Source organism: Bradyrhizobium sp. 25ACV, assembly GCF_054863005.1.
On the sequence record NZ_JAVAYO010000021.1, the window covers coordinates 112,696 to 130,576 of the forward strand.

The following is a 17,881-nucleotide window of genomic DNA, read 5'->3' on the forward strand; positions in this document are numbered from 1 at the left end:
CTTTTCCGGATCATGCTCTAATCAGCCTCGGCGAGCTTGTGCAGCGTTGCGCCGAAAATCAGGCTGGCCTTGCCGACCAGCGCCGTGCCCGTCATTTCCGCGCGCGTGTCCGTGTAGGTCCCGCTGACGCCGATACCCACGGGAGCAGGACCGCCGAACAGCGGATTGTCGTCGCCTCGCGGCGAGGTATGTCGTTGCACCAGCACCTCGCCTTTGAAGGTGGTGTCGTCCTTCACCACGTAGCTGCCGGTGTAATAGAGGTAGGCATCGCCGCCAAGGATCTTGCCGTCGCGAAAAAGGATCACGCCGCTGCCCTTGCCGGCTCGACCATCGAGCAGGGTCACGTGAATCGAATAGAGACCGTTTTTCATAACGTCCCGCAGGCCGGCCGCCATCGCCCAATGGCGTAACCGGTCCCGCTTTTATGCCAAAGCGCATTCTCTCGCGCAACGCGGCAGTTTGCCGGCCGGCCACGGGAAGTTGCCGCCGCGAGCCGTAGTTGTCCCGGCTTGTGCGTGACGCCGTCGTGACGGTCTGATGACGGGGCGAGGCTGGCCGCCTGCGAATCAGGTTGGCCCGCGAAATGCATAACAATTGTTGCACTGGCCGCGGGGGGCTGGAGCAAGACGATGAGCAACTGGATCAATTCCGGCGGCGATGAGCCGCGTCTGTACAGTGCGCTTCCCACGAATTTCAAAAGCGAACGACGGCGTTCCGGCAGCGCAACACGCTGGCGAAGCGTGACGCGGCTGGCAGGTGCCCTGGTCCTGGTTACACTCGCAGCCCCCATCGGCCATGCGCGCGACCGCGGCCAGTTCGTCAACACCAATGCCGATCTGAAGGCCTGGTTCGACGGCCTGCGCAGCGGCAAGGGGCCGTGCTGCTCCGATGCCGACGGTTCGGCGCTCTCGGACACCGACTGGGACAGCAAGGACGGGCACTATCGTGTCCGTCTCCCCCGCTATGGCTCTAGGCTCGAAGGGCAGCCGCAGGAACTTGTCTGGGTCGACGTTCCCGAGGAGGCCGTGATCTCCGAGCCCAACCGGGTAGGGCGCACCATGGTATGGCCGATCTACGGCTACATGGGCGTCAGCATTCGCTGCTTCATGCCCGGCAGCATGACGTAGCCGCGCCGGTGGCGTGTCGCGTCTGGTGAGGCGCTCGCCGCGTCAGGTATATTTTTTGTCGCGTTCGAGCAGCTCGATCGAGATGCCTTCGGGGCCGCGGATGAAGCAGATGCGCACGCCGGGCCGGATCGTGGTCGGCTCGCGCGTGAACGTGACGCCCTTGGCCTTGATCTCGGCCGCCACGGCATCGATGTCTTTCACCGTCAGGCCAAAATGGTCGAGACCCTGATGCGGGTGCGGAGGCGGCGGGTTGACGGCGTTGTCGCCCTCGAGCGGCGCGATGAAGATCCTGGCGCCGCCCAGATTCACGTCGATCCGTCCCGGCGCGTGCACGATCTCGCCACCGAGGATGTCCCGCAGCCAGGCCGCCGTGGCCTCCGGATCGGGGCTGCGCAGATGGACGTGATCCCAAGTGACGACTGGCATTTCAATTTCTCCCAACGGGCCTTTGCGATGTTGCCGCGCATGTTAGCGGCCGTGGGCGGTGATCGCCAACGTCCTTGCCGATTCGCAACAGCGCGGGAACCTTAGTTCCTCTTCCGGATTAAGGTAAGCAGTGGCCGGGTCCGTCGTTGCATGGGCTTTGGCCGCGATCGGTGATGCAACCATGAACGCCAGGCTCGACCGGATCGGATTGGGGCGCTTCGCCGGGACCGGCGAACGGGTCGCGCGGGCCGTGACAATTGCGAGCGTCTCATTTGGCCGCACTCTTCTGTGGCTCCTGGCGGCCATCATTGTCGGCTGCGGCGTCTGGATGCTGCTGCCTCTGTCCAAGGGAAATAGTGCTGAGCCGGTGAAGGCGGAGCTGGCGGCCGTCGAGGCGGCTCCTTCGGGCGATGCGGCCGCAACGGTGTCGCCGGTCTCGGAAGCCCAGGCACCGGCGATGGCAGAACTGGGTCGTCTCAGGATTTCATCGCAGACTTGGCGCCGCGGCGGCCTTGGATCGAGAGCCCTGGTGACGTTCACGCTGCGAAACGACAATGACTATGCCGTAAAGGATGTCGAGATCGTCTGCGCCTTTACGCGGCGCGACGGCAGTCATCTCACCAACCGCAGCCGCGTGCTGGCGGATCCGGTCAGCATGAAGAGCCGCAAGACCTTTGCGCATATCCCCGTCGGCTTCATCAACGTGAATGCCGATCAGGCGAAATGCTCGCTGGTTGCAGCACGCCGTGCTTAACGGCGGCTTGTTCCGGTAGCGGAAAAGTTACCCTCTCTGGTCCTTGTTGGTCCTTGGCGAAAAAACCTCGCGTCGCCATTTGAACCGAACGGCTGGGCCAGGAACCAAATAAGAGATCGCCTGTTGAGGCGGAGAGCCCACGCGGGGATGCGGGGGGCGGAGCGCGGCCAATGCCCATCTTTCGATATTTCACCTTTGTCGGTGGAGCTTTGCTTGCACTGTTGTTCGCGGTGAATTTCGCTTTCCCGGCGGCGCCGGTGGCGCAAGCCGTTGCGACCGTAAGCAACGATCAGCCGCTGATCCGAATCCGGTCCGATCGGCACCTGCCTGAGCGCGTCGTGCTCGACACCAGCCAGCCGACGATTGTCGCGCCGGCGGTGAAGACCGCCGCGGTTGTAGCTCCCCAGCCGCCCGTGCAGGAGGCCCAGGCGGCGGCCTTGGCCGATCTGTCAGCCAAGGCGCGGGTGCGCGAGACCTTCGCCCAGTTCACGCCTGGTTCGAAGGCCGACGCCGCCAAGAAGCCGGAGGTCCAGGCTCAGTCGAAGCGTAAGGTCGCCAGAGCGCATCCGGCCCCCCATTATGGTGGGCCGCAGTATGGTGGGCCACAGTACGGCCGGCCGATGATGGTGGCACAGCAGCCGCATTTCGGCCTCTTCAACACAACCTGGTGACAAGCCGGCTGTGACCCGCCTCGATCGAGGCGGGAAGGGCTTTTTATTGGCCAGCCTCTCTGCTAATTCGAACCCATCCGAACCGCCGTCGGGTGTGCTGGCTCGTCAGCTGCCGGTCTGGCAAGGCTCGGTTTGTGGCCCGGTGTCCGGGCCAGGGCGCTCGTAGCTCAGCTGGATAGAGCATCGGATTTCGATTCCGAGGGTCGGGAGTTCGAATCTCTCCGAGCGCGCCATTCTACGCCAGAGCACGCCAAGACGCGCCGGAGCAAACCGCCTCTTGGCGCGGCGGCGTCCGCTAAGGACTGGTTTCGCGGGCGTGCCTCGACTTGCGCTGGATCAGGTCCCAACGGTTGCTACAGAGATCCTCGAAAACCGCGACGACACCGTAGGCTCATGCCGTGGCACCTCAACGAGCCGCACGCCGGCCGCGATCATGCGCGCATGATCGCGGCCGAAATCATCCGTCTCTAGGAACAGGAAGACCCGCCCGCCGGTCTGGTCACCCCTCGTAGAGCTCGAAATCCAGGGCGCCGGTGAAGAAGGCGATCGCCGCGTCATAGTCCGCGACCACGATGCCGACGAGGGAAAGATGCTGTTTCATGCTGATCCCAAGGCGAATGCGACAAGCTGGCCGTCACGTCGCAAGGTGTCGCAACCGTGCCAACAGGAACGCTCGCGGCGGCGGAAACTTGCCGTTTTGACAATTTTAGATTGGCAGCATCCCAACTTGCATCGGAACGTGGTATTTTACGTTCAGGGATGGAATTGGCTGTCCCCGCATTTGGGAGGGCTTAGCTATGAGGTTTTCGCCACTCTTCGCTGCAAGTCGGGCCGCCGCTGTCTCATCGATGACATTGCTGCTGTACGGCCTGAGCGGCACGGCCATGTCGCAAGCCGCAACCCCCTCGGGCCGCGCCGCCGCCACCACCTCGCTTCATAACGTCGTGGTCGAAGCACCGGAGCAAGCCGCCAGGCCACAGAAGCCGAAGCAGCACGCGGTTCCCCGCAGCACGGTATCAAGCTTCCAGTCGGGCAACAAACCCTGGGTCGGATGCTCCGCCTCTGCTGTCTCGACAATTTGCAGAAACGTATACAACTACAAAAGCTACGCAGAGTGCACCCAGGCGGGAGTGAGAATGGGTTGGGGAAGGACTGAATCCTATGGGTATTGCAGCGCCCTGGCGCTAAAGGAATGAAGATCGCGTCCAGCCGGCGATGATCGGCCGGGCCAGGCAAGCTTTGGCGCCGGCGGCGCCGAATTGGACGCTCCATCATAGCGCCACGGAGAAGCAATAGTGCCCATCTTCATCGGCCGTGGCGCGCCAATCCTCCTTGGCGTTCCAGATATGTTCCAGAACGGCGCTGATGCCGCGCAGGCTCGCAAGGGCTTGCCGCGTCGGTCAGGCTGACGGGATACGGCTATGCCGGCCGCGCGCCAGCGTGTCAGACGGGGCCTCGTGGAACGTCGCGCGGTAAGCCGCGGCAAACTCGCCCATGTGATGGAAGCCCTGCGCGCGCGCACATGTGGCGACGGTGGCGCCGCCGCCCTTGAGCAGGCGGGCGCGGGTCGCCCACAGCCGCTTGAGGCGAATGTACTGGTGCAGGCTCAGGCCACGTACCTTGCTGACCGCGCTGCCGAGGGTGCGGATCGAGACGCCGAACTCACCGGCGAGATCGGCGGTATAGATCGGCACGGTCGGATGGGCTGCGAGGTAATCATCGATCCGCTGCACTAGCTTGATCGAACGCTCGCCCTGGACCGAGGCGCTCCGATCCGACATCGAATCGATCCGAAACAGATCGTCGAGAGCGAGCAGCAGGCCTTCCTGCAGATGGGCCGCCGCCTCGGTGGTCTCGAACAGGAGCGGCTGCATTGACGCGGTCCGCAGGATGTCGAGCAGGAGCTGCCTTGTGTGCAGCAGGGCGGGCCGGTTCGCGACATGAGCCCGCAAATCGTCGGCGTGATCGAACCAGCCCCGGTCTTTGAGATCGGGGGAGAAGATGATCATTGCATGATGATTGGTCTGAGGCTCGACGAAATGGCATTCATCGTTGCCGCGGAGCGTCACGAAAAAGCGCGCGTCGAGATCCAGGCCCTTGAAATTGACCTGGAGGTCGTCGGTCATGGACAGGATCACCATCCCGCCCGGCATCCGATAGGCGGTGTCGAGGATGCGCGCGAACGATCTCATCATGATGATGCGGCACGCCGGCAGGGAGACGACGGCGCGGGCTGCGGCGAAGTTCGGAATGTCGAGCGGAATGCTTCTGGCGTCCTCCATCGTCTCGATCGGCCGAAACGCATCGACGTCGGCAAAGCCGATCAGTTGAAGGGCGGAGGACGGAGCGAGGGCGTCGAACAACATGGTCTGGCCGGCTGCTGAAATATGACAATCAAATGAACGTCGATACACCGCCATCAATGGCGAAACATCGCGTTTCAGTAAACCGAATTTCAGGCCGTAGTATTGCGGACATCATGCCATGACGTCCGTCAGATCAATGCGACCGTCAACGTTCCCGGCTCATCGGCTGGCCGGAGGCGAGGTCGATGAAATGCAGCCGCGTGCAGGCGGGACAGGCGAAGGATGCAAAGCTCCGTTTCTCCTGCCTCAGCTGCTTCTCGAGATCCGTCTGGACGTTCATGCCCGTCTGGGGGCATCGAAAAACGATCAAGTCCGCCATCACCGTAGAATGACGGTGCGCGCCGATGTCATCCTTGATCTGGATCAGTTTTGGAATCGATCCAGGCTGGCGATGACGGCGCAAGAATGATCTCGCAAAAGCGAAGGGGCCCCGAGGGCCCCTTCAGATGTCACCAGCGGCGATAGCGTGGGCCATAATAGCGTGGACCGTAACCGTAAGCGCGCGGCCCATAATACCGGGGGCCGTAATACGGCCGGGGCCCGTAATACCCATAGTAGTTCGGACGCCAAAAGCAGCGCCCCCAGGCGTCGCAGACCATGCGGACCTGCTCGACACCGGCGGCCTGCGGCGTTGCAGGCGCGGGCGCAATGGGCATGGCAGACGCCGCCGGCGATGTCGCCAAAGCGCCAAACATGGCGCCGAACAGGGCCGCGGCGACGAGGCCGATCTTGAGATTCATGATGTCTTCCTCCGCTGACGCGATCCAGGATATCGAACTTGTTCTGATCAAATTGTGGCGGAACCGAAATGTAATGCTGATGAACAAATCTTCAGCCGGGTTCGCCGCAGGCCTGACCTCAACCCCGCCAGACTATCCCAGGTTCGCGCGAGTGGCCAATGCTGCGCCCGCGCTGCGATGGCCCCGCAGGACATCGATACGGTTCTTGATCCTGCGCAATTCGCAGTCGGGGCTTCGTTCGTAGTCTTGTCGCGTGGCCAGTCCTTCGACGAATTCGAAGGGCAGGCTCACAGGTTGCTTGGAGCTGTGCAATGGACAAGATGAGATTAGACAAGGGCGGCTGGCTGGTCGTGTGCGATGGGCGCAAGGCGCTCATTCTGGAAAACCTCGGCGACGAGATGTTTCCGAACCTTCACACCAGGGAGGTGCACGAGCAGCCCAATCCCATGACCAGCGCGCAAGGGAGCGACGCGCCGGGTCGCCTGCATGCCGCTGCCGGCGGTGTGCGCAGCTCGGCCGAGCAGACCGATTGGCACGATGAGGCAGAGCGCGCCTTCCTGCGCAGCCTTGCCGGCCGGCTCGATGCTGCCGTCAGCTCTGGCGAGACCACGGCCCTGACCATGGTGGCCTCACCGCGCGCGCTCGGGATGATCCGCGCCGATTATTCCGACGTCATGCGCAAGGCGCTGCGGGGCGAGGTCGGCAAGGACCTCGTCAAGCTGCCGGTCTACGAGATCGAGAAGCAATTGCTGCTGTCGGGCGCCGCCAAATAGAGGCGTCCGCAGAGGCCGCGCCAGCGCCCCTCAGTAGCAGGGGTGCCGGCGGCGATCCTGGCCGACATAGGCGGCCGCGCTCCGGTAGCAATGGTTGGTCGAGGGGCCGTCGTAAAAGGCGAAGGTACCGGGGGTGATGCCGGGGCCATAATTGTGCAGATAGCTGATCGGGTAGGGCAGCGGATTGGCGTAATGGCGGTAGTGCCGGTGATGACCCCGCGCCTCCGCGAGGCCAGGGGCTAGGATTGCGGCCGAGAGGGCAGCAACCGCGGCTACAAGCGTCAACTTGCTCATCTCGATTCTCCGGAACCCGCGCGAAGTGGTCAGCCATCTATAGCCACTTCGCACCTCCAGGGCACCCGTCCGGCGCCCGGAAATCGGGGCTGATCCCTCAGATTCCCGGGTGGGTGTGACAGAATTGCCCGACATGCGGTCGAAGGCTGCCCATTTTTGGCCTTTTCGGGATGCTTAACGAATTCCCCACACAAGTATGACCAAAGACTATTCGGTTGAGAATCCTGTTGCCGGCCTAGGGGCTCATTTCGCGGGTCCTTCGAGGCCGGTCCATTCCTGAAGGCTTTCGCCGTCACGCCGCCATGCGCATCACGCTTCTGAGCCTGCTGTTGCTCTCCATCGCCGCCGCCACGCCGGCGCGGGCCGAGCTGCATATCACCCGCGACCACGGCGGCTATGTCGAGGAATACAAGACCAAGTACAAGCGCGTCCGCGAGAAAGGCGAGCGCGTCATCATCGACGGCATCTGCAACTCGGCCTGCACGCTGGTGCTCGGCATGGTGCCGATGAACAAGATCTGCGTAACGCCCCGCGCCAGCCTCGGCTTCCACCAGGCCTATTACGACAAGGCCTTCACCTTCGGCATCAAGGTCACCAGCTCCGAGGGGACGTCCGACCTGATGTCCTACTACCCCGACAAGGTGAAGGACTGGATCCGCCGCAATGGCGGGCTCACCACCGACATGAAAAAGATCAAGAACGGCGTCGAGCTCTGGAAGATCATCGACCCCTGTCCGGAAGAATGGTGAGCGGCTGAGCTGAGCCGTCATCGTCCGTCGCAGCGCAGCATCGTCCGCACGAAATTCGCATTGCCGCATAGCCGCCGGTGGGGCAATGAGGGCGGCAATGAACCATAATCAAGAAGCCCTGACTGCCCGCGCCGCGCCGATCCTGTTCGTCCTGCTCTGGAGCACCGGATTCATCGGCACCAAATACGTCGTCAACAATGCCGATCCCTTGACCTATCTCGCCATCCGCATGGCGATCGTGGTCGGCCTGATGGCGATCATCGCGGCGATCGCGCGGCCGAAATGGCCTGACAGCACCGGCATCGCGCATAGCGCCGTCGCCGGCATTCTCGTCCACGGCTTCTATCTCGGCGGCACCGCGATCGCGATCGCGCATTCGATCCCGGCCGGGCTCTCCGCGCTGATCCCGGGCCTGCAGCCGATCCTGACCTCGACCATCGCCAACCGCTGGCTCGGCGAGAAGGTGACGCCGGTGCAATGGGCCGGGCTCGTGCTCGGCCTCGGCGGCGTGGTGATGATCCTGCACAACCGTCCCATGACCGGTGAAGCCGGGCTCGGCTGGCTTGCCTCGGTCGTCTCCCTGATCAGCATCACCCTCGGCACGCTCTATCAGCGCCGCTACTGCAACCAGATCGACTGGCGCTCAGGCAATCTCGTGCAATATGTGTCCGTCACCATCTTTTTCGCGATCGGGGCCTTCCTGTTCGAAGACCGCGTGGTGCACTGGACGCGGGAATTCGTGCTCGCGCTCGGCTGGCTCGCGGTCGCGCTCTCGATCGGATCGATCGGGCTATTGTACTGGCTGATCCGCCACGCCGCGGCGACCTCGGTCGCAAGCCTGTTCTATCTGGTGCCCGCCGTGACCGCGCTGATGGCTTATCTGCTGTTCGGAGAGAAGCTCGACGCGCTGGCGATTGCCGGCATGGGGATGTGCGCGGCCGCGGTGTTCGTCGTCAACCGGCGATTCTAGGCGGATGGAGCGGCGTCGGAATACATCCCTGACGTGCGCGGCACGTTCGTGTTAGGCTGAACGCATTTCAGTTTCACATTCACACGGTGATTTTCATGAAGAAGGCGAGGCGCGCGCTGCTCGGCAGATCGTTGAAGCCGGTCCGGATTGCCTGCATCAACTACGCGGAGGAGATGATGAGCGACCGGATGATGGCCAAGCTCACAGCCGCGCTCCAGAAATGCTACGACGAGCATTTCCTCCCCGTCTGGGGCTACCCCGTCGATCTCGATGTCACCCGCAAGCCGAAGCCGACGGACTGGCAGCTCGTCTATTTCGACGACGCCACCCACAAGAACTTCCTCGGACGGCACGAGCTGACGCATCGGGGACAGCCGATCTCGAAGATATTCCTGAAGGCGCTGGGTGAGGACGATCCCGTCAGCCTGGCGGCTTCGCACGAGCTGTTCGAGATGGTGCTGGACCCCATGGCCAATCTGTGGGCCGACAAGACCCGCCACACCCAATATGCCTACGAGGTCTGCGACGCCGTGGAGGAGGACTCTTTCCTCATCAACGGCTTCCCGATGTCGAACTTCGTCTATCCGTCCTGGTTCGAGCCCTTCAAGCATCCCCGCGGCACCAAATTCGACCATATGGGATCGCTCAAGGCGCCGTTCTCGATGACCGAGGGTGGCTACGTCATCAAGAAGGTCAACGGCAGGCGGCTGATCAAGCAGTTCGGCTCACCGGAAAAGCGGCGGCGCTTCAAGGCCGAGGACCGCCGCGGCCATCGCAGCGAATTCCGCGATCCGAAGGGGGAGCATCACCCGGGCCGGCGCGCATCCAAGCCGCGGGGGTAGGGTATCCCTGGAGCTTGTCTCCGGGCGCACATGCACCCGGAGACCGGCTCGAGCGCCCCGATCAGCGCTTGGCCTTCCGAGCCTTCTTTTTCGACTTGGTGGCTTTCTTGGCGGCCTTCTTTGCAGTTTTCTTGGTGGCTTTTTTGGTCGCTTTCTTCGATGACTTCTTTGCAGCCTTCTTCGAACTCTTCTTCGAGGCTTTCTTGGCCTTCTTCTTGGAGGCCTTCTTCGGCGCTACTTTCTTCGCGACCTTCTTGGCGGCTTTGACGGCGGTAACCGCCGCAGCCTTGGTCGCTTCCACGGCTGTGGTGATCGTCTCCATCGCCTGTTCGGTGATCGGCTTATCGTCGTCCATATCGTCCCCCGCGGTTTGATTAGAGCGATGACGATAGCGGGTTTCGAAATTGTGTCAAAGCAGCGCTCAACTTCCGCGGATCTTTGCGTAGGCGGCGAGCGCACGCTCGCGCCCTTTGGCATGATCGACGATCGGCAGCGGATAGGTCTTGCCGAGCGTGATGCCCGCGCTTGCAAGCTCGATCGGCGTGGCCTGCCAGGGCCGGTGGATCAGCTTGGTTGGCATGTCCTGCAACTCCGGCACCCAGCGCCGAACGTAGGTTCCATCCGGATCGAACTTCTCGCCCTGGAGCTGCGGGTTGAACACGCGGAAATAGGGCGCCGCGTCGGCGCCGCAGCCGGCGACCCATTGCCAGTTAGCGGGATTGCTGCCGGCATCCGCATCGACCAGCGTGTCCCAGAACCAGGCTTCGCCCTCGCGCCAGTCGATCAAGAGGTGCTTGACCAGGAACGACGCCACCACCATCCGGACCCGGTTGTGCATCACCCCGGTGTGCCAGAGCTCGCGCAGACCGGCATCGACGATCGGATAGCCGGTGCGGCCGCGCCGCCAGGCGGCGAGCGCCTTGGGATCGCGTTTCCAGGGGAAGCCGTCGAAGTTCGTCTGCAGGTTTTCGCTCGCGAGGTCCGGATGATCGTGGAGCAGGTGACGGCAGAATTCGCGCCAGCCGAGCTCGCTCAGGAATTTGTCGATGCCCGGCCCGAGCGCCGGATCTTCATCCGCGGCGAAGCGCGCCGCGTGCCAGACCTGGCGCGGGCTGAGTTCGCCGAAGCGCAGATGCGGTGACAGGCTTGAGGTGCCGTCCCGATCCGGCCGGTCGCGATCGCCGACATAGCGGCGCGCGGTGTGCTTGAGGAAGTCGCGCAGGCGGGCCCGCGCGGAGGCTTCGCCCGGGGTCCATGTCTCGCGCAGGCCGCCCGCCCAATCCGGGCTGGTCGGCTCGAGCTGCCAGCTTTCAAGCCGATCGCTGGCGATCTTTGGACCAGGGCGCAGCTGCTTCGGCGCAGGCAAGGGCTTGGGTGGATCGCCGAGCGACAGCACGCGCCGCCAGAACGGCGTGAATACGCGCAAGCCCCGGCCGTCCTTGTTGCGGATCGCCGAGGGTGGGACGAGGAGATCGCCGGGGAAGCTTTGCGAGTCGATGCCAAGCTTTGCCAGTGCGGCTTCGAGCTGCCGCTCAACCGCCTGATGCGGCGCCTGCGCAATTCCATTCCAGTAGACGGCGCGGGCACCGCTTTCGCGGGCCAATTCTGCGACGACCTTGGCCGCCGGTCCCCTGCGCAGGATCAGCGATCCGCCGCGCGTGGCAATCTCGGCGCCAAGCGCCCGCAACGACTGCGCCAGCCACCAGCGCGCTGCGCTGCCGGGCGGGCGCCCGGCGGCCCCGTCGAGCACATAGAGGCAGACCACCGGCGCACCGGTTTTCACGGCAGCATGGAGGGCGGGATGGTCGGACAGGCGAAGGTCATCGCGAAACCAGACGATGACAGGCGCGCTCGGCGTGGTCAGGGGAGTCCTCGTTTACACTCTGGAAAGCACGCCGCGTGCGGCGGTGTGAACCGTCGTTAATGGGACCGTAATCGGACTGCATGAATATGCAGGAATTACGGGGGTAGTTCCATCCATGTCCAATCTTTCGACGGCAAAACTCCTGCCGCAATTCAAGCTCGGCACCAAGGCGGTCCTGTGCGCCGTCTTGCTGATCGCCATGAACACCGCGCTCGTGGTCGGCGCCGGCTATTGGTCGCTGACGTCCGCCTTCAACGATCGCGCCTTGCGCGACATCGAGGTCAATCTGCGCACGCTGGCACTGGCCTTTACCGAGACCGTTCCGGCCGCCAAGATCACGATGAAGGACGGCACGGTGGCGCGCGCCGAGATCCCCACAATGCCTGACTTTAGGGATCACGCCATCGTCGATCGCGCGGTGTCCTATGTCGGCGGCAATGCGACCCTGTTCGTGTTCGACGATACGAGCGGGCAGTTCGTGCGACGCTCCACCAACGTGAAAAAGGAAAATGGCGACCGCGCCGTCGGTACCCAGCTCGCCGCCGATCATCCGGGGCAGGCGCCGCTGCGCCGTGGCGAGGCCTATAAGGGGCCGGCCACGCTGTTCGGCAAATCGTTCATGACCGCCTATTTCCCGATCGCGGATGCGGCCGGCAAGGTCGTCGGCATTCTCTATGTCGGCATCCCCATGGCCCAGTACGAGAGCATGCTGGCCCAGGCGATCGAGAGCATGGCGGCGGCCGCCGGACTTGCCGCGCTTCTGGTGCTGGTCCTGACCCTGCTGGTCGTCCGCCGTATCACCCGGCCGCTCACCTCGGTCACGCGCTCGCTCACCGCGCTTGCCAACGGCCAGAGCGACGTTGCGATCGAATGCGAGGATCGCGCCGACGAGATCGGCGAGATCGCCCGCACGGTCGCAGTGTTCAAGAGCAATTCGCTGGAGCGGGCGCGCATGCGCGGCGAGCAGGCGGCAGCCACGGCCGCGGCGGCCGCGCAGCGCAAATCAGACCTGCGCGGTTTCGTCGAGGAGTTCCGCGGCAGCGTCGGCGGCATCCTCGACAAGGTGCTGGCCTCGTCAGGCGAGTTCGAGCGCGCCGCGCGGCAGCTCACCGACGTCGCGCGCTCCACGGCCGACCTGTCGGCGCAGTCGGCGGGCGCGTCCGAAAACGCCTCCGAGCACGTGCGTTCGGCGGCGTCGGCCTCGGACGAGCTGTCCCAATCGATCTCCGAGATCACGCGTCGCGTGCAGGAATCCAACCAGATTTCCGCCGAGGCGGTGCAGCAGGCCGAGGCGACCGATCAGCGCATCGCGCAGCTTTCCGAGGCGGGCGCGCGCATCGGCGACGTCGTCAAGCTGATCACCTCGATCGCCGAGCAGACCAACCTGTTGGCGCTGAATGCCACCATCGAGGCCGCGCGTGCGGGCGATGCCGGTCGCGGCTTCGCGGTGGTGGCCCAGGAGGTCAAGACGCTGGCCGGCCAGACCGCCAAGGCAACCGACGAGATCTCGAACCAGATCGCCAGCATGCAGCTTGCGACCGAGGAATCGGTCGTCGCCATCAAGGCGATCGGCCAGACCATCGAGCGCATCAGCGGCATCGCCGGCTCGATCTCGGCTGCGGTCGAGCAGCAGAAAAGCGCGACCCACAACATCGTCGCAAGCGTTCGCGCGGCGGTCTCGGGCACGGCCGATGTCGCCGTCAATGTCCGCCACGCCGCCAAGGGCGCCAGCGAGACCGGCGAGACCTCGAGCCGGATGTTTGCCTCAGCCCAGGCGCTGTCGGGCGAGAGCCTGCATCTGAAGGCCGAGGTCGACGGTTTTCTGGACCGGGTGCGCGCGGCGTAAAGCAGGGCTCGAAATTCACGGCGTCATTCCGGGGCGGCTCGCAGAGCCGAACCTGGAATCTCGAGATCCTCAGGTGCGCAATCGCGCACCATAGTTCGATGCTGACGCATCGCCCCGGGATGACTTTTTGCGGTCGCTATCCGCGACCGCGAAAAGTCACTTAGGCTGCGGCACGATGCGGATGTAGGGCTTGGGCTCTTTCCAGCCCTGCGGATAGATCGTCTTGGCCTCGTCGTTGGAGACTGAGCCTGCGATGATCACGTCCTCGCCCTGGTTCCAGTCGGCCGGCGTCGCGACGCGATGCTTGGCGGTGAGCTGCAGCGAGTCGATCACGCGCAGGATCTCCTGGAAGTTCCGGCCCGTCGTCATCGGATAGACCAGCACCAGCTTGATCTTCTTGTCCGGGCCGATGATGAAGACGTTGCGGACGGTCTGGTTGTCGGCGGCGGTGCGGGTGAGGGGATCGCCCGAGATCGCGGCCGGCAGCATGCCGTACAGCTTCGAGACGTTGTAATCAGTGTCGCCGATCATCGGATAGTTCGGGGCCGCGCCTTGCGTCTCCTTGATGTCTTCCGACCATTTGGCATGGCGGTCGACCGGATCGACCGAGAGGCCCATCAGCTTGACGCCGCGCTTGTCGAATTCCGGCTTCAGCTTGGCGAGCGCGCCGAGCTCGGTCGTGCAAACCGGCGTGAAGTCCTTGGGGTGCGAGAACAAGAGCGCCCAGCTGTTGCCGATCCAGTCGTGGAACTTGATCTTCCCTTCGGTGGTCTCGGCTTCGAAGTCGGGTGCGGTGGTGCCGATCGGAAGTGTCATGGTTCTACCTCATCGCATTGAATATACTGGAGAATTTGTCTCTGGCCGTCCCCCTCATTATAGGGGTCTTACAACGCCAAGTGAACGCCAACTGAACCAGTTCAAGTAAAATGTGAATTCCTTCCTTGAAGGGCTGATTTTCTAGCAACTTATTGTTACGGCGGCACCTGCGGCGAAACAGCTCCATCCGGGGTCGCACGGTCTCGCTCGCCGCGATAATGCCTTTTATGACTTCCATCACGCTCGCCCGGCGCGTCTTAGAACCAAAATGGTCCTGACAGCGACCAATTGGCAACCATCTCGAAAAAGTCGCGATCCCTGTATCGAATCGTTAACCACCCCTTTACGCCGGCATGAAAATGCTGGCCGATCAGAAGAAATCTGGAAGTGAACTATGTCTGCCGCTGCGCCTAAATCTGCTGACTCGCCGTCCCTTGAACCGTCCTGCCGCGATACCGCGGCCCATGCACTCTCCATCGTGCGCGACGGCGTGATCACGGGCGAAGGCCCGACCACCAAGGGCCGGGTCCATTTCTCCCGCTCGCTCGATGCCGATGACACCGCCTGGTGCACGCGCATCCTCACCGCCACCGCCGTCAACGACCAGCCGGTCAGCCGCACCGAGGCCGAGGTCCTGTTCGCGATCAACGAGGCCGCGACCGAACGCACCGATGGCGGCCGCTTCGATGATTTGCTCGCCAAGGCGGTTGCCCACTATGCCGCAAGCGCCTCGGGCCTGAAGGTGCCGCCGCGCAGCGTCGCGCTGTCGGCTGACACCGACATCGAGAGCTGGGCGCCGTCCTATGCCTCCAAGGTCAACAGCGAGATGCTGGAGTGGATCGCCGGCCAGATGCGCGGCAAGCGCCACAACAACCGCCGCCTGATGGCGATGGTGGCGACCTTCCTCGGCGCCACCGCGCTGCCCCTGGCGGGCCAATTGCCGAACGTGTTCGACATCGGCATGTAACGAGCCAAGATATTCTCGCGCCCCTTGCGGGGCGCGAGCGAAGCGGCGGGGTTACTTCCCCGCCGTTTTTTGTTTGCCGGTCCCCATCCCAAGATGGTCCACCTCGAGCCCCAGCGTGCGGCCGGGGAAACCGGCGGAGTCGAAATAGCGCTGGCTGCCGACGCGCTGGAAGTTCAGCACGGTGGTCAGGCCGCCCTCCGCGGGCTTGGACTTCATTGTGCCGGCATAAGCCTTCGGTACGGTGCCGTTGGGCATGGCTTCCGACATCACGCGGCCGGCCAGGTCTCCTTTCTGTGTCGCGCTTAGGCCCATCAGCCGGGCGGCCGTCATGCCGACGTCGGCATTGCTGACCGGCAGCTCGTCGACGAAGCCGGCTTTGAAGTCCGGGCCGATCGCCGCCATGAAGTTCATGGTGTCGCCGCGGCTGAAGCTGCCATGCATGCCCTGGCCCTGGCGCAGCACGGTGTCGGCGACCTGCACCGAGCAGTTGGTCGGCGCCTCTCCGCAATTGCTGGCGTAGGAGCGGAAGTTGACGACGATCGACGGCGTCGGCGTCGCCGCCTTGCCGCGCAGATTGATGCTCGACAGCGGCAGGGTGCCGGGGAAGCGGCCGAGCGAGTCCTCGACGAACAGGCCGGAGACGTAGTCCTGCGCGAGCAGCGCCTTGATGGTCTTGGCCGCCAGCTTCTTGTCCTTGTTCGGGAGATAGACGAGGTCCGAGCCGCCATTGGTGGCGACGACGAGGTCGGGCTTTTCCGGATCCTTGCCAAGCACGCCATTGCCGGCCTTGGGATGCTTGTTGCCCTCGATCTTCGCGTTCTTGTCGTTGGGATCGAACAGCGGCAGGTCGAGCGCCTTGGCGAGGTCGAGCGCCAGGAAGCCCATCGGCAGGAAGTCCTTCGGCGTGTCGTCATAGCTGACCTTGGCCGAGGGGCTGGTCTTGCTCTCCTTGGAGATGGTGGAGAAGCCGTGGTCGGCGGAGACGATGATGTTGGTCGAGGCCGCAAGCCCGAGTTCGTCCAGCGCCCTGCGAAGCTGGGCAAGGTTGGTGTCGGCGTTCTTGATACCGGCCATCGAGGTCGGACCGTTGATGCCGGGCATGATCTGGTTGAGGCTGTCGCCGGTGTTGTGCTGGCTGCCATCGGGGTCGCGCGACCAAAACACCAGCACGAACGGCTTGTTGCGCGCCTTGAACATCGGCAGCACCACCTTGGCGGCGACGTCGGCGAAATAGGCCTGCTGCGCGACGTTGGCGGCGGTCGTGCCCGGCGTCTTGGCATCGCCCGCCTTGGAATTGTCGCCGCGCGGTGGCGTGGTGGTGGGCAGGCCGGCCTTGGTGAGCGCGTCCTTCACCTCGTCCGACAGCGCCACGCCGTTCTTGCCGCCGGTGGCGTCGTCGAACACGATCGAATGCAGGCCGGCCTTTTCGGGCTTGTCGGTGTGGTCGAACTGATAGGTCGGACCGACCTTGCCCAGCGCGGCGGTGCTGAACCCCTTGTCGCGGGCCAGCTTCAGGATGGTGTCCTCGTTGAGGTAGTTGCCCTTAAAATGCTCGTCGATGTCACCGAGCACGGCGTCGTTCTCGATGAAGGGAACCACGGTGTCGCCGGCCGGGACGGAGGTGTAGTTGGTCCAGATCGTGTTGGAGAACACGCCGGTATCGCCGAGATAGTGACCGGTCGACATCGCCGAGCCGTTGGCCATGGTGAAGGTCGGGAACAGCGAGTGCGAATTCTTGAAGTTGACGCCCTTGTCGCGGATTTCGGCCATGGCAGGTGCCGTGTCGGGATTGACCTTCAGCGCGCGCAGACCGTCCGGGATGAACAGGATCAGATTGCGGGGCGTGTTGTTCTGGGCGGACGCAAATCCGGTGGATAGCACTGTCAGTCCGGCGGACAGCAACACCAGTGAACGGCGCATCGAAATCTCCCTGCGAGGCGGCTCGGCCGCAATCCGCGGCCCCCAGCTTCGTTTAGTTTCGCTGCATGACGACTTTGTTACAAGGCCCGTCGCCGATGCGAGAGGGTTGGGGGAGGGAGCTTGTCAGTCTCGTGTCCCGGACGCGCTGCAACGCTCTTGGCGTTGCTGCGCAGAGCCGGGACCCAGGAAGCCGCGCGCTCGCTCATAGATGGGCCCCGGCTCTGCAGCGCACCGCCGAAGTGGCGCTGCGCAGCGTCCGGGGCACGAGAGCGGAGTTTGGCGCAGAGCTTCATCAACATCGTCATTGCGAGCGGCTTGTCCGCCGGAGCGCGAAGTCAAGCCATCCGCAATCTCTCCGCACTGACAGTATCCGTTCCGTCATCCTGAGGTGCGAGGCATGGGACACAACGCGTCCCATGCGGAGCCTCGAAGGATGAACGGCCGAACTGGTGCAGCCGGGCCGTCGCCCTTCGAGGCTTGCTCTGCGTCGCTGCCGCGCCGCAGTGCGCGCACCTCAGGGTGACGGTGATAGATTGGTGGTCGCTTGATCCAAACGACAGACACGCCTTCGCGTCCTCGCGGCTGATCTCGCCCGAGCTTTGCTTCATCGCTTCGCCCTCAATTGAAAGAGGGCGCAGGGAAGGCCGGGAGCCGGTTGGCTCCCATGGACCGCCATGCCAAGAGCAGATTGCGTGTGCTTCATGCATAGCGGGTAACAGGGCAACCGGAGCATCCCGGCCTTCCCTGCGCAGTGGC

Annotated in this window: 20 protein-coding genes and 1 tRNA gene; 10 read left to right on the forward strand and 11 right to left on the reverse strand. The window is 63.9% G+C overall.

Annotated elements, in window-relative coordinates:
* Positions 1-17: 17 nt before the first annotated feature.
* Positions 18-371, reverse strand: coding sequence for a GrlR family regulatory protein (locus tag RAD04_RS34455; protein WP_026202721.1), 354 nt, complete (start codon positions 369-371; stop codon positions 18-20).
* Positions 372-629: 258 nt separating this feature from the next.
* Between RAD04_RS34455 and RAD04_RS34460 the strand changes: the two genes are divergently transcribed.
* Positions 630-1,127 carry a hypothetical protein gene (locus RAD04_RS34460; RefSeq protein WP_461627345.1) on the forward strand — a complete coding sequence of 166 codons (498 nt, stop codon included), beginning with the start codon at positions 630-632 and terminating at the stop codon, positions 1,125-1,127.
* Between the two features lie 42 nt (positions 1,128-1,169).
* On the opposite strand, the gene RAD04_RS34465 is transcribed toward RAD04_RS34460, so the two are convergent.
* On the reverse strand, positions 1,170-1,553 hold the full coding sequence (locus tag RAD04_RS34465; protein WP_028140965.1) for a VOC family protein: 384 nt from the start codon (positions 1,551-1,553) through the stop codon (positions 1,170-1,172).
* A gap of 181 nt (positions 1,554-1,734) precedes the next feature.
* Here RAD04_RS34465 and RAD04_RS34470 point away from each other — a divergent pair, with 181 nt between their 5' ends.
* From RAD04_RS34470 to RAD04_RS34480, 3 genes are all read left to right on the forward strand, one after another.
* Positions 1,735-2,307 (forward strand): hypothetical protein, encoded by a 573-nt coding sequence (locus tag RAD04_RS34470; RefSeq protein ID WP_461627346.1) that lies wholly within the window; start codon positions 1,735-1,737, stop codon positions 2,305-2,307.
* Between the two features lie 170 nt (positions 2,308-2,477).
* Positions 2,478-2,978: a hypothetical protein gene (locus RAD04_RS34475; RefSeq protein WP_461627347.1), complete on the forward strand. Its 501-nt coding sequence runs from the start codon at positions 2,478-2,480 to the stop codon at positions 2,976-2,978.
* Positions 2,979-3,134: 156 nt separating this feature from the next.
* Positions 3,135-3,211, forward strand: a tRNA-Arg gene (locus tag RAD04_RS34480).
* A gap of 266 nt (positions 3,212-3,477) precedes the next feature.
* Here RAD04_RS34480 and RAD04_RS34485 read toward each other — a convergent pair.
* From RAD04_RS34485 to RAD04_RS34500, 4 genes are all read right to left on the reverse strand, one after another.
* The gene (locus tag RAD04_RS34485) at positions 3,478-3,579 is read right to left on the reverse strand and encodes a VOC family protein (protein WP_461627348.1); all 102 of its coding nucleotides are present in this window, start codon (positions 3,577-3,579) and stop codon (positions 3,478-3,480) included.
* A gap of 799 nt (positions 3,580-4,378) precedes the next feature.
* Complete coding sequence (locus RAD04_RS34490; RefSeq protein WP_461627349.1) at positions 4,379-5,344, reverse strand: AraC family transcriptional regulator; 966 nt, start codon at positions 5,342-5,344, stop codon at positions 4,379-4,381.
* Positions 5,345-5,489: 145 nt separating this feature from the next.
* Positions 5,490-5,624 carry a hypothetical protein gene (locus tag RAD04_RS34495; RefSeq protein ID WP_461627359.1) on the reverse strand — a complete coding sequence of 45 codons (135 nt, stop codon included), beginning with the start codon at positions 5,622-5,624 and terminating at the stop codon, positions 5,490-5,492.
* Positions 5,625-5,793: 169 nt separating this feature from the next.
* A complete protein-coding gene (locus RAD04_RS34500) occupies positions 5,794-6,084 on the reverse strand; it encodes a hypothetical protein (RefSeq protein WP_461627350.1) in 291 nt (96 codons plus the stop codon).
* Positions 6,085-6,395: 311 nt separating this feature from the next.
* On the opposite strand from RAD04_RS34500, the gene RAD04_RS34505 reads away from it, so the two are divergent.
* Positions 6,396-6,857, forward strand: a complete 462-nt coding sequence (locus RAD04_RS34505; protein ID WP_461627351.1) for a host attachment protein — start codon at positions 6,396-6,398, stop codon at positions 6,855-6,857.
* A gap of 30 nt (positions 6,858-6,887) precedes the next feature.
* On the opposite strand, the gene RAD04_RS34510 is transcribed toward RAD04_RS34505, so the two are convergent.
* Entirely contained in the window at positions 6,888-7,151 is a 264-nt protein-coding gene (locus RAD04_RS34510) for a hypothetical protein (protein WP_091957266.1), read from the reverse strand.
* 302 nt (positions 7,152-7,453) lie between these two features.
* Here RAD04_RS34510 and RAD04_RS34515 point away from each other — a divergent pair, with 302 nt between their 5' ends.
* The 3 genes from RAD04_RS34515 (at position 7,454) to RAD04_RS34525 (ending at position 9,712) form a co-directional block, all read left to right on the forward strand.
* Positions 7,454-7,900: a hypothetical protein gene (locus RAD04_RS34515; protein ID WP_028140958.1), complete on the forward strand. Its 447-nt coding sequence runs from the start codon at positions 7,454-7,456 to the stop codon at positions 7,898-7,900.
* 97 nt (positions 7,901-7,997) lie between these two features.
* A complete protein-coding gene (locus RAD04_RS34520; protein WP_091957261.1) occupies positions 7,998-8,870 on the forward strand; it encodes a DMT family transporter in 873 nt (290 codons plus the stop codon).
* Positions 8,871-8,965: 95 nt separating this feature from the next.
* The gene (locus tag RAD04_RS34525; RefSeq protein WP_461627352.1) at positions 8,966-9,712 is read left to right on the forward strand and encodes a hypothetical protein; all 747 of its coding nucleotides are present in this window, start codon (positions 8,966-8,968) and stop codon (positions 9,710-9,712) included.
* Between the two features lie 61 nt (positions 9,713-9,773).
* On the opposite strand, the gene RAD04_RS34530 is transcribed toward RAD04_RS34525, so the two are convergent.
* Complete coding sequence (locus tag RAD04_RS34530) at positions 9,774-10,067, reverse strand: histone (protein WP_461627353.1); 294 nt, start codon at positions 10,065-10,067, stop codon at positions 9,774-9,776.
* Positions 10,068-10,133: 66 nt separating this feature from the next.
* Positions 10,134-11,525 carry a cryptochrome/photolyase family protein gene (locus tag RAD04_RS34535; RefSeq protein ID WP_461627358.1) on the reverse strand — a complete coding sequence of 464 codons (1,392 nt, stop codon included), beginning with the start codon at positions 11,523-11,525 and terminating at the stop codon, positions 10,134-10,136.
* Between the two features lie 166 nt (positions 11,526-11,691).
* Here RAD04_RS34535 and RAD04_RS34540 point away from each other — a divergent pair, with 166 nt between their 5' ends.
* Positions 11,692-13,422 (forward strand): methyl-accepting chemotaxis protein, encoded by a 1,731-nt coding sequence (locus RAD04_RS34540; RefSeq protein WP_461627354.1) that lies wholly within the window; start codon positions 11,692-11,694, stop codon positions 13,420-13,422.
* Positions 13,423-13,578: 156 nt separating this feature from the next.
* Here the strand turns inward: RAD04_RS34540 and RAD04_RS34545 are convergent, their stop codons facing one another.
* Complete coding sequence (locus RAD04_RS34545) at positions 13,579-14,238, reverse strand: peroxiredoxin (RefSeq protein ID WP_028140953.1); 660 nt, start codon at positions 14,236-14,238, stop codon at positions 13,579-13,581.
* 394 nt (positions 14,239-14,632) lie between these two features.
* On the opposite strand from RAD04_RS34545, the gene RAD04_RS34550 reads away from it, so the two are divergent.
* On the forward strand, positions 14,633-15,205 hold the full coding sequence (locus tag RAD04_RS34550) for a hypothetical protein (RefSeq protein WP_461627355.1): 573 nt from the start codon (positions 14,633-14,635) through the stop codon (positions 15,203-15,205).
* Between the two features lie 51 nt (positions 15,206-15,256).
* Here RAD04_RS34550 and RAD04_RS34555 read toward each other — a convergent pair whose 3' ends face one another.
* On the reverse strand, positions 15,257-17,125 hold the full coding sequence (locus RAD04_RS34555; RefSeq protein WP_461627356.1) for an alkaline phosphatase family protein: 1,869 nt from the start codon (positions 17,123-17,125) through the stop codon (positions 15,257-15,259).
* Positions 17,126-17,881: the final 756 nt, after the last annotated feature.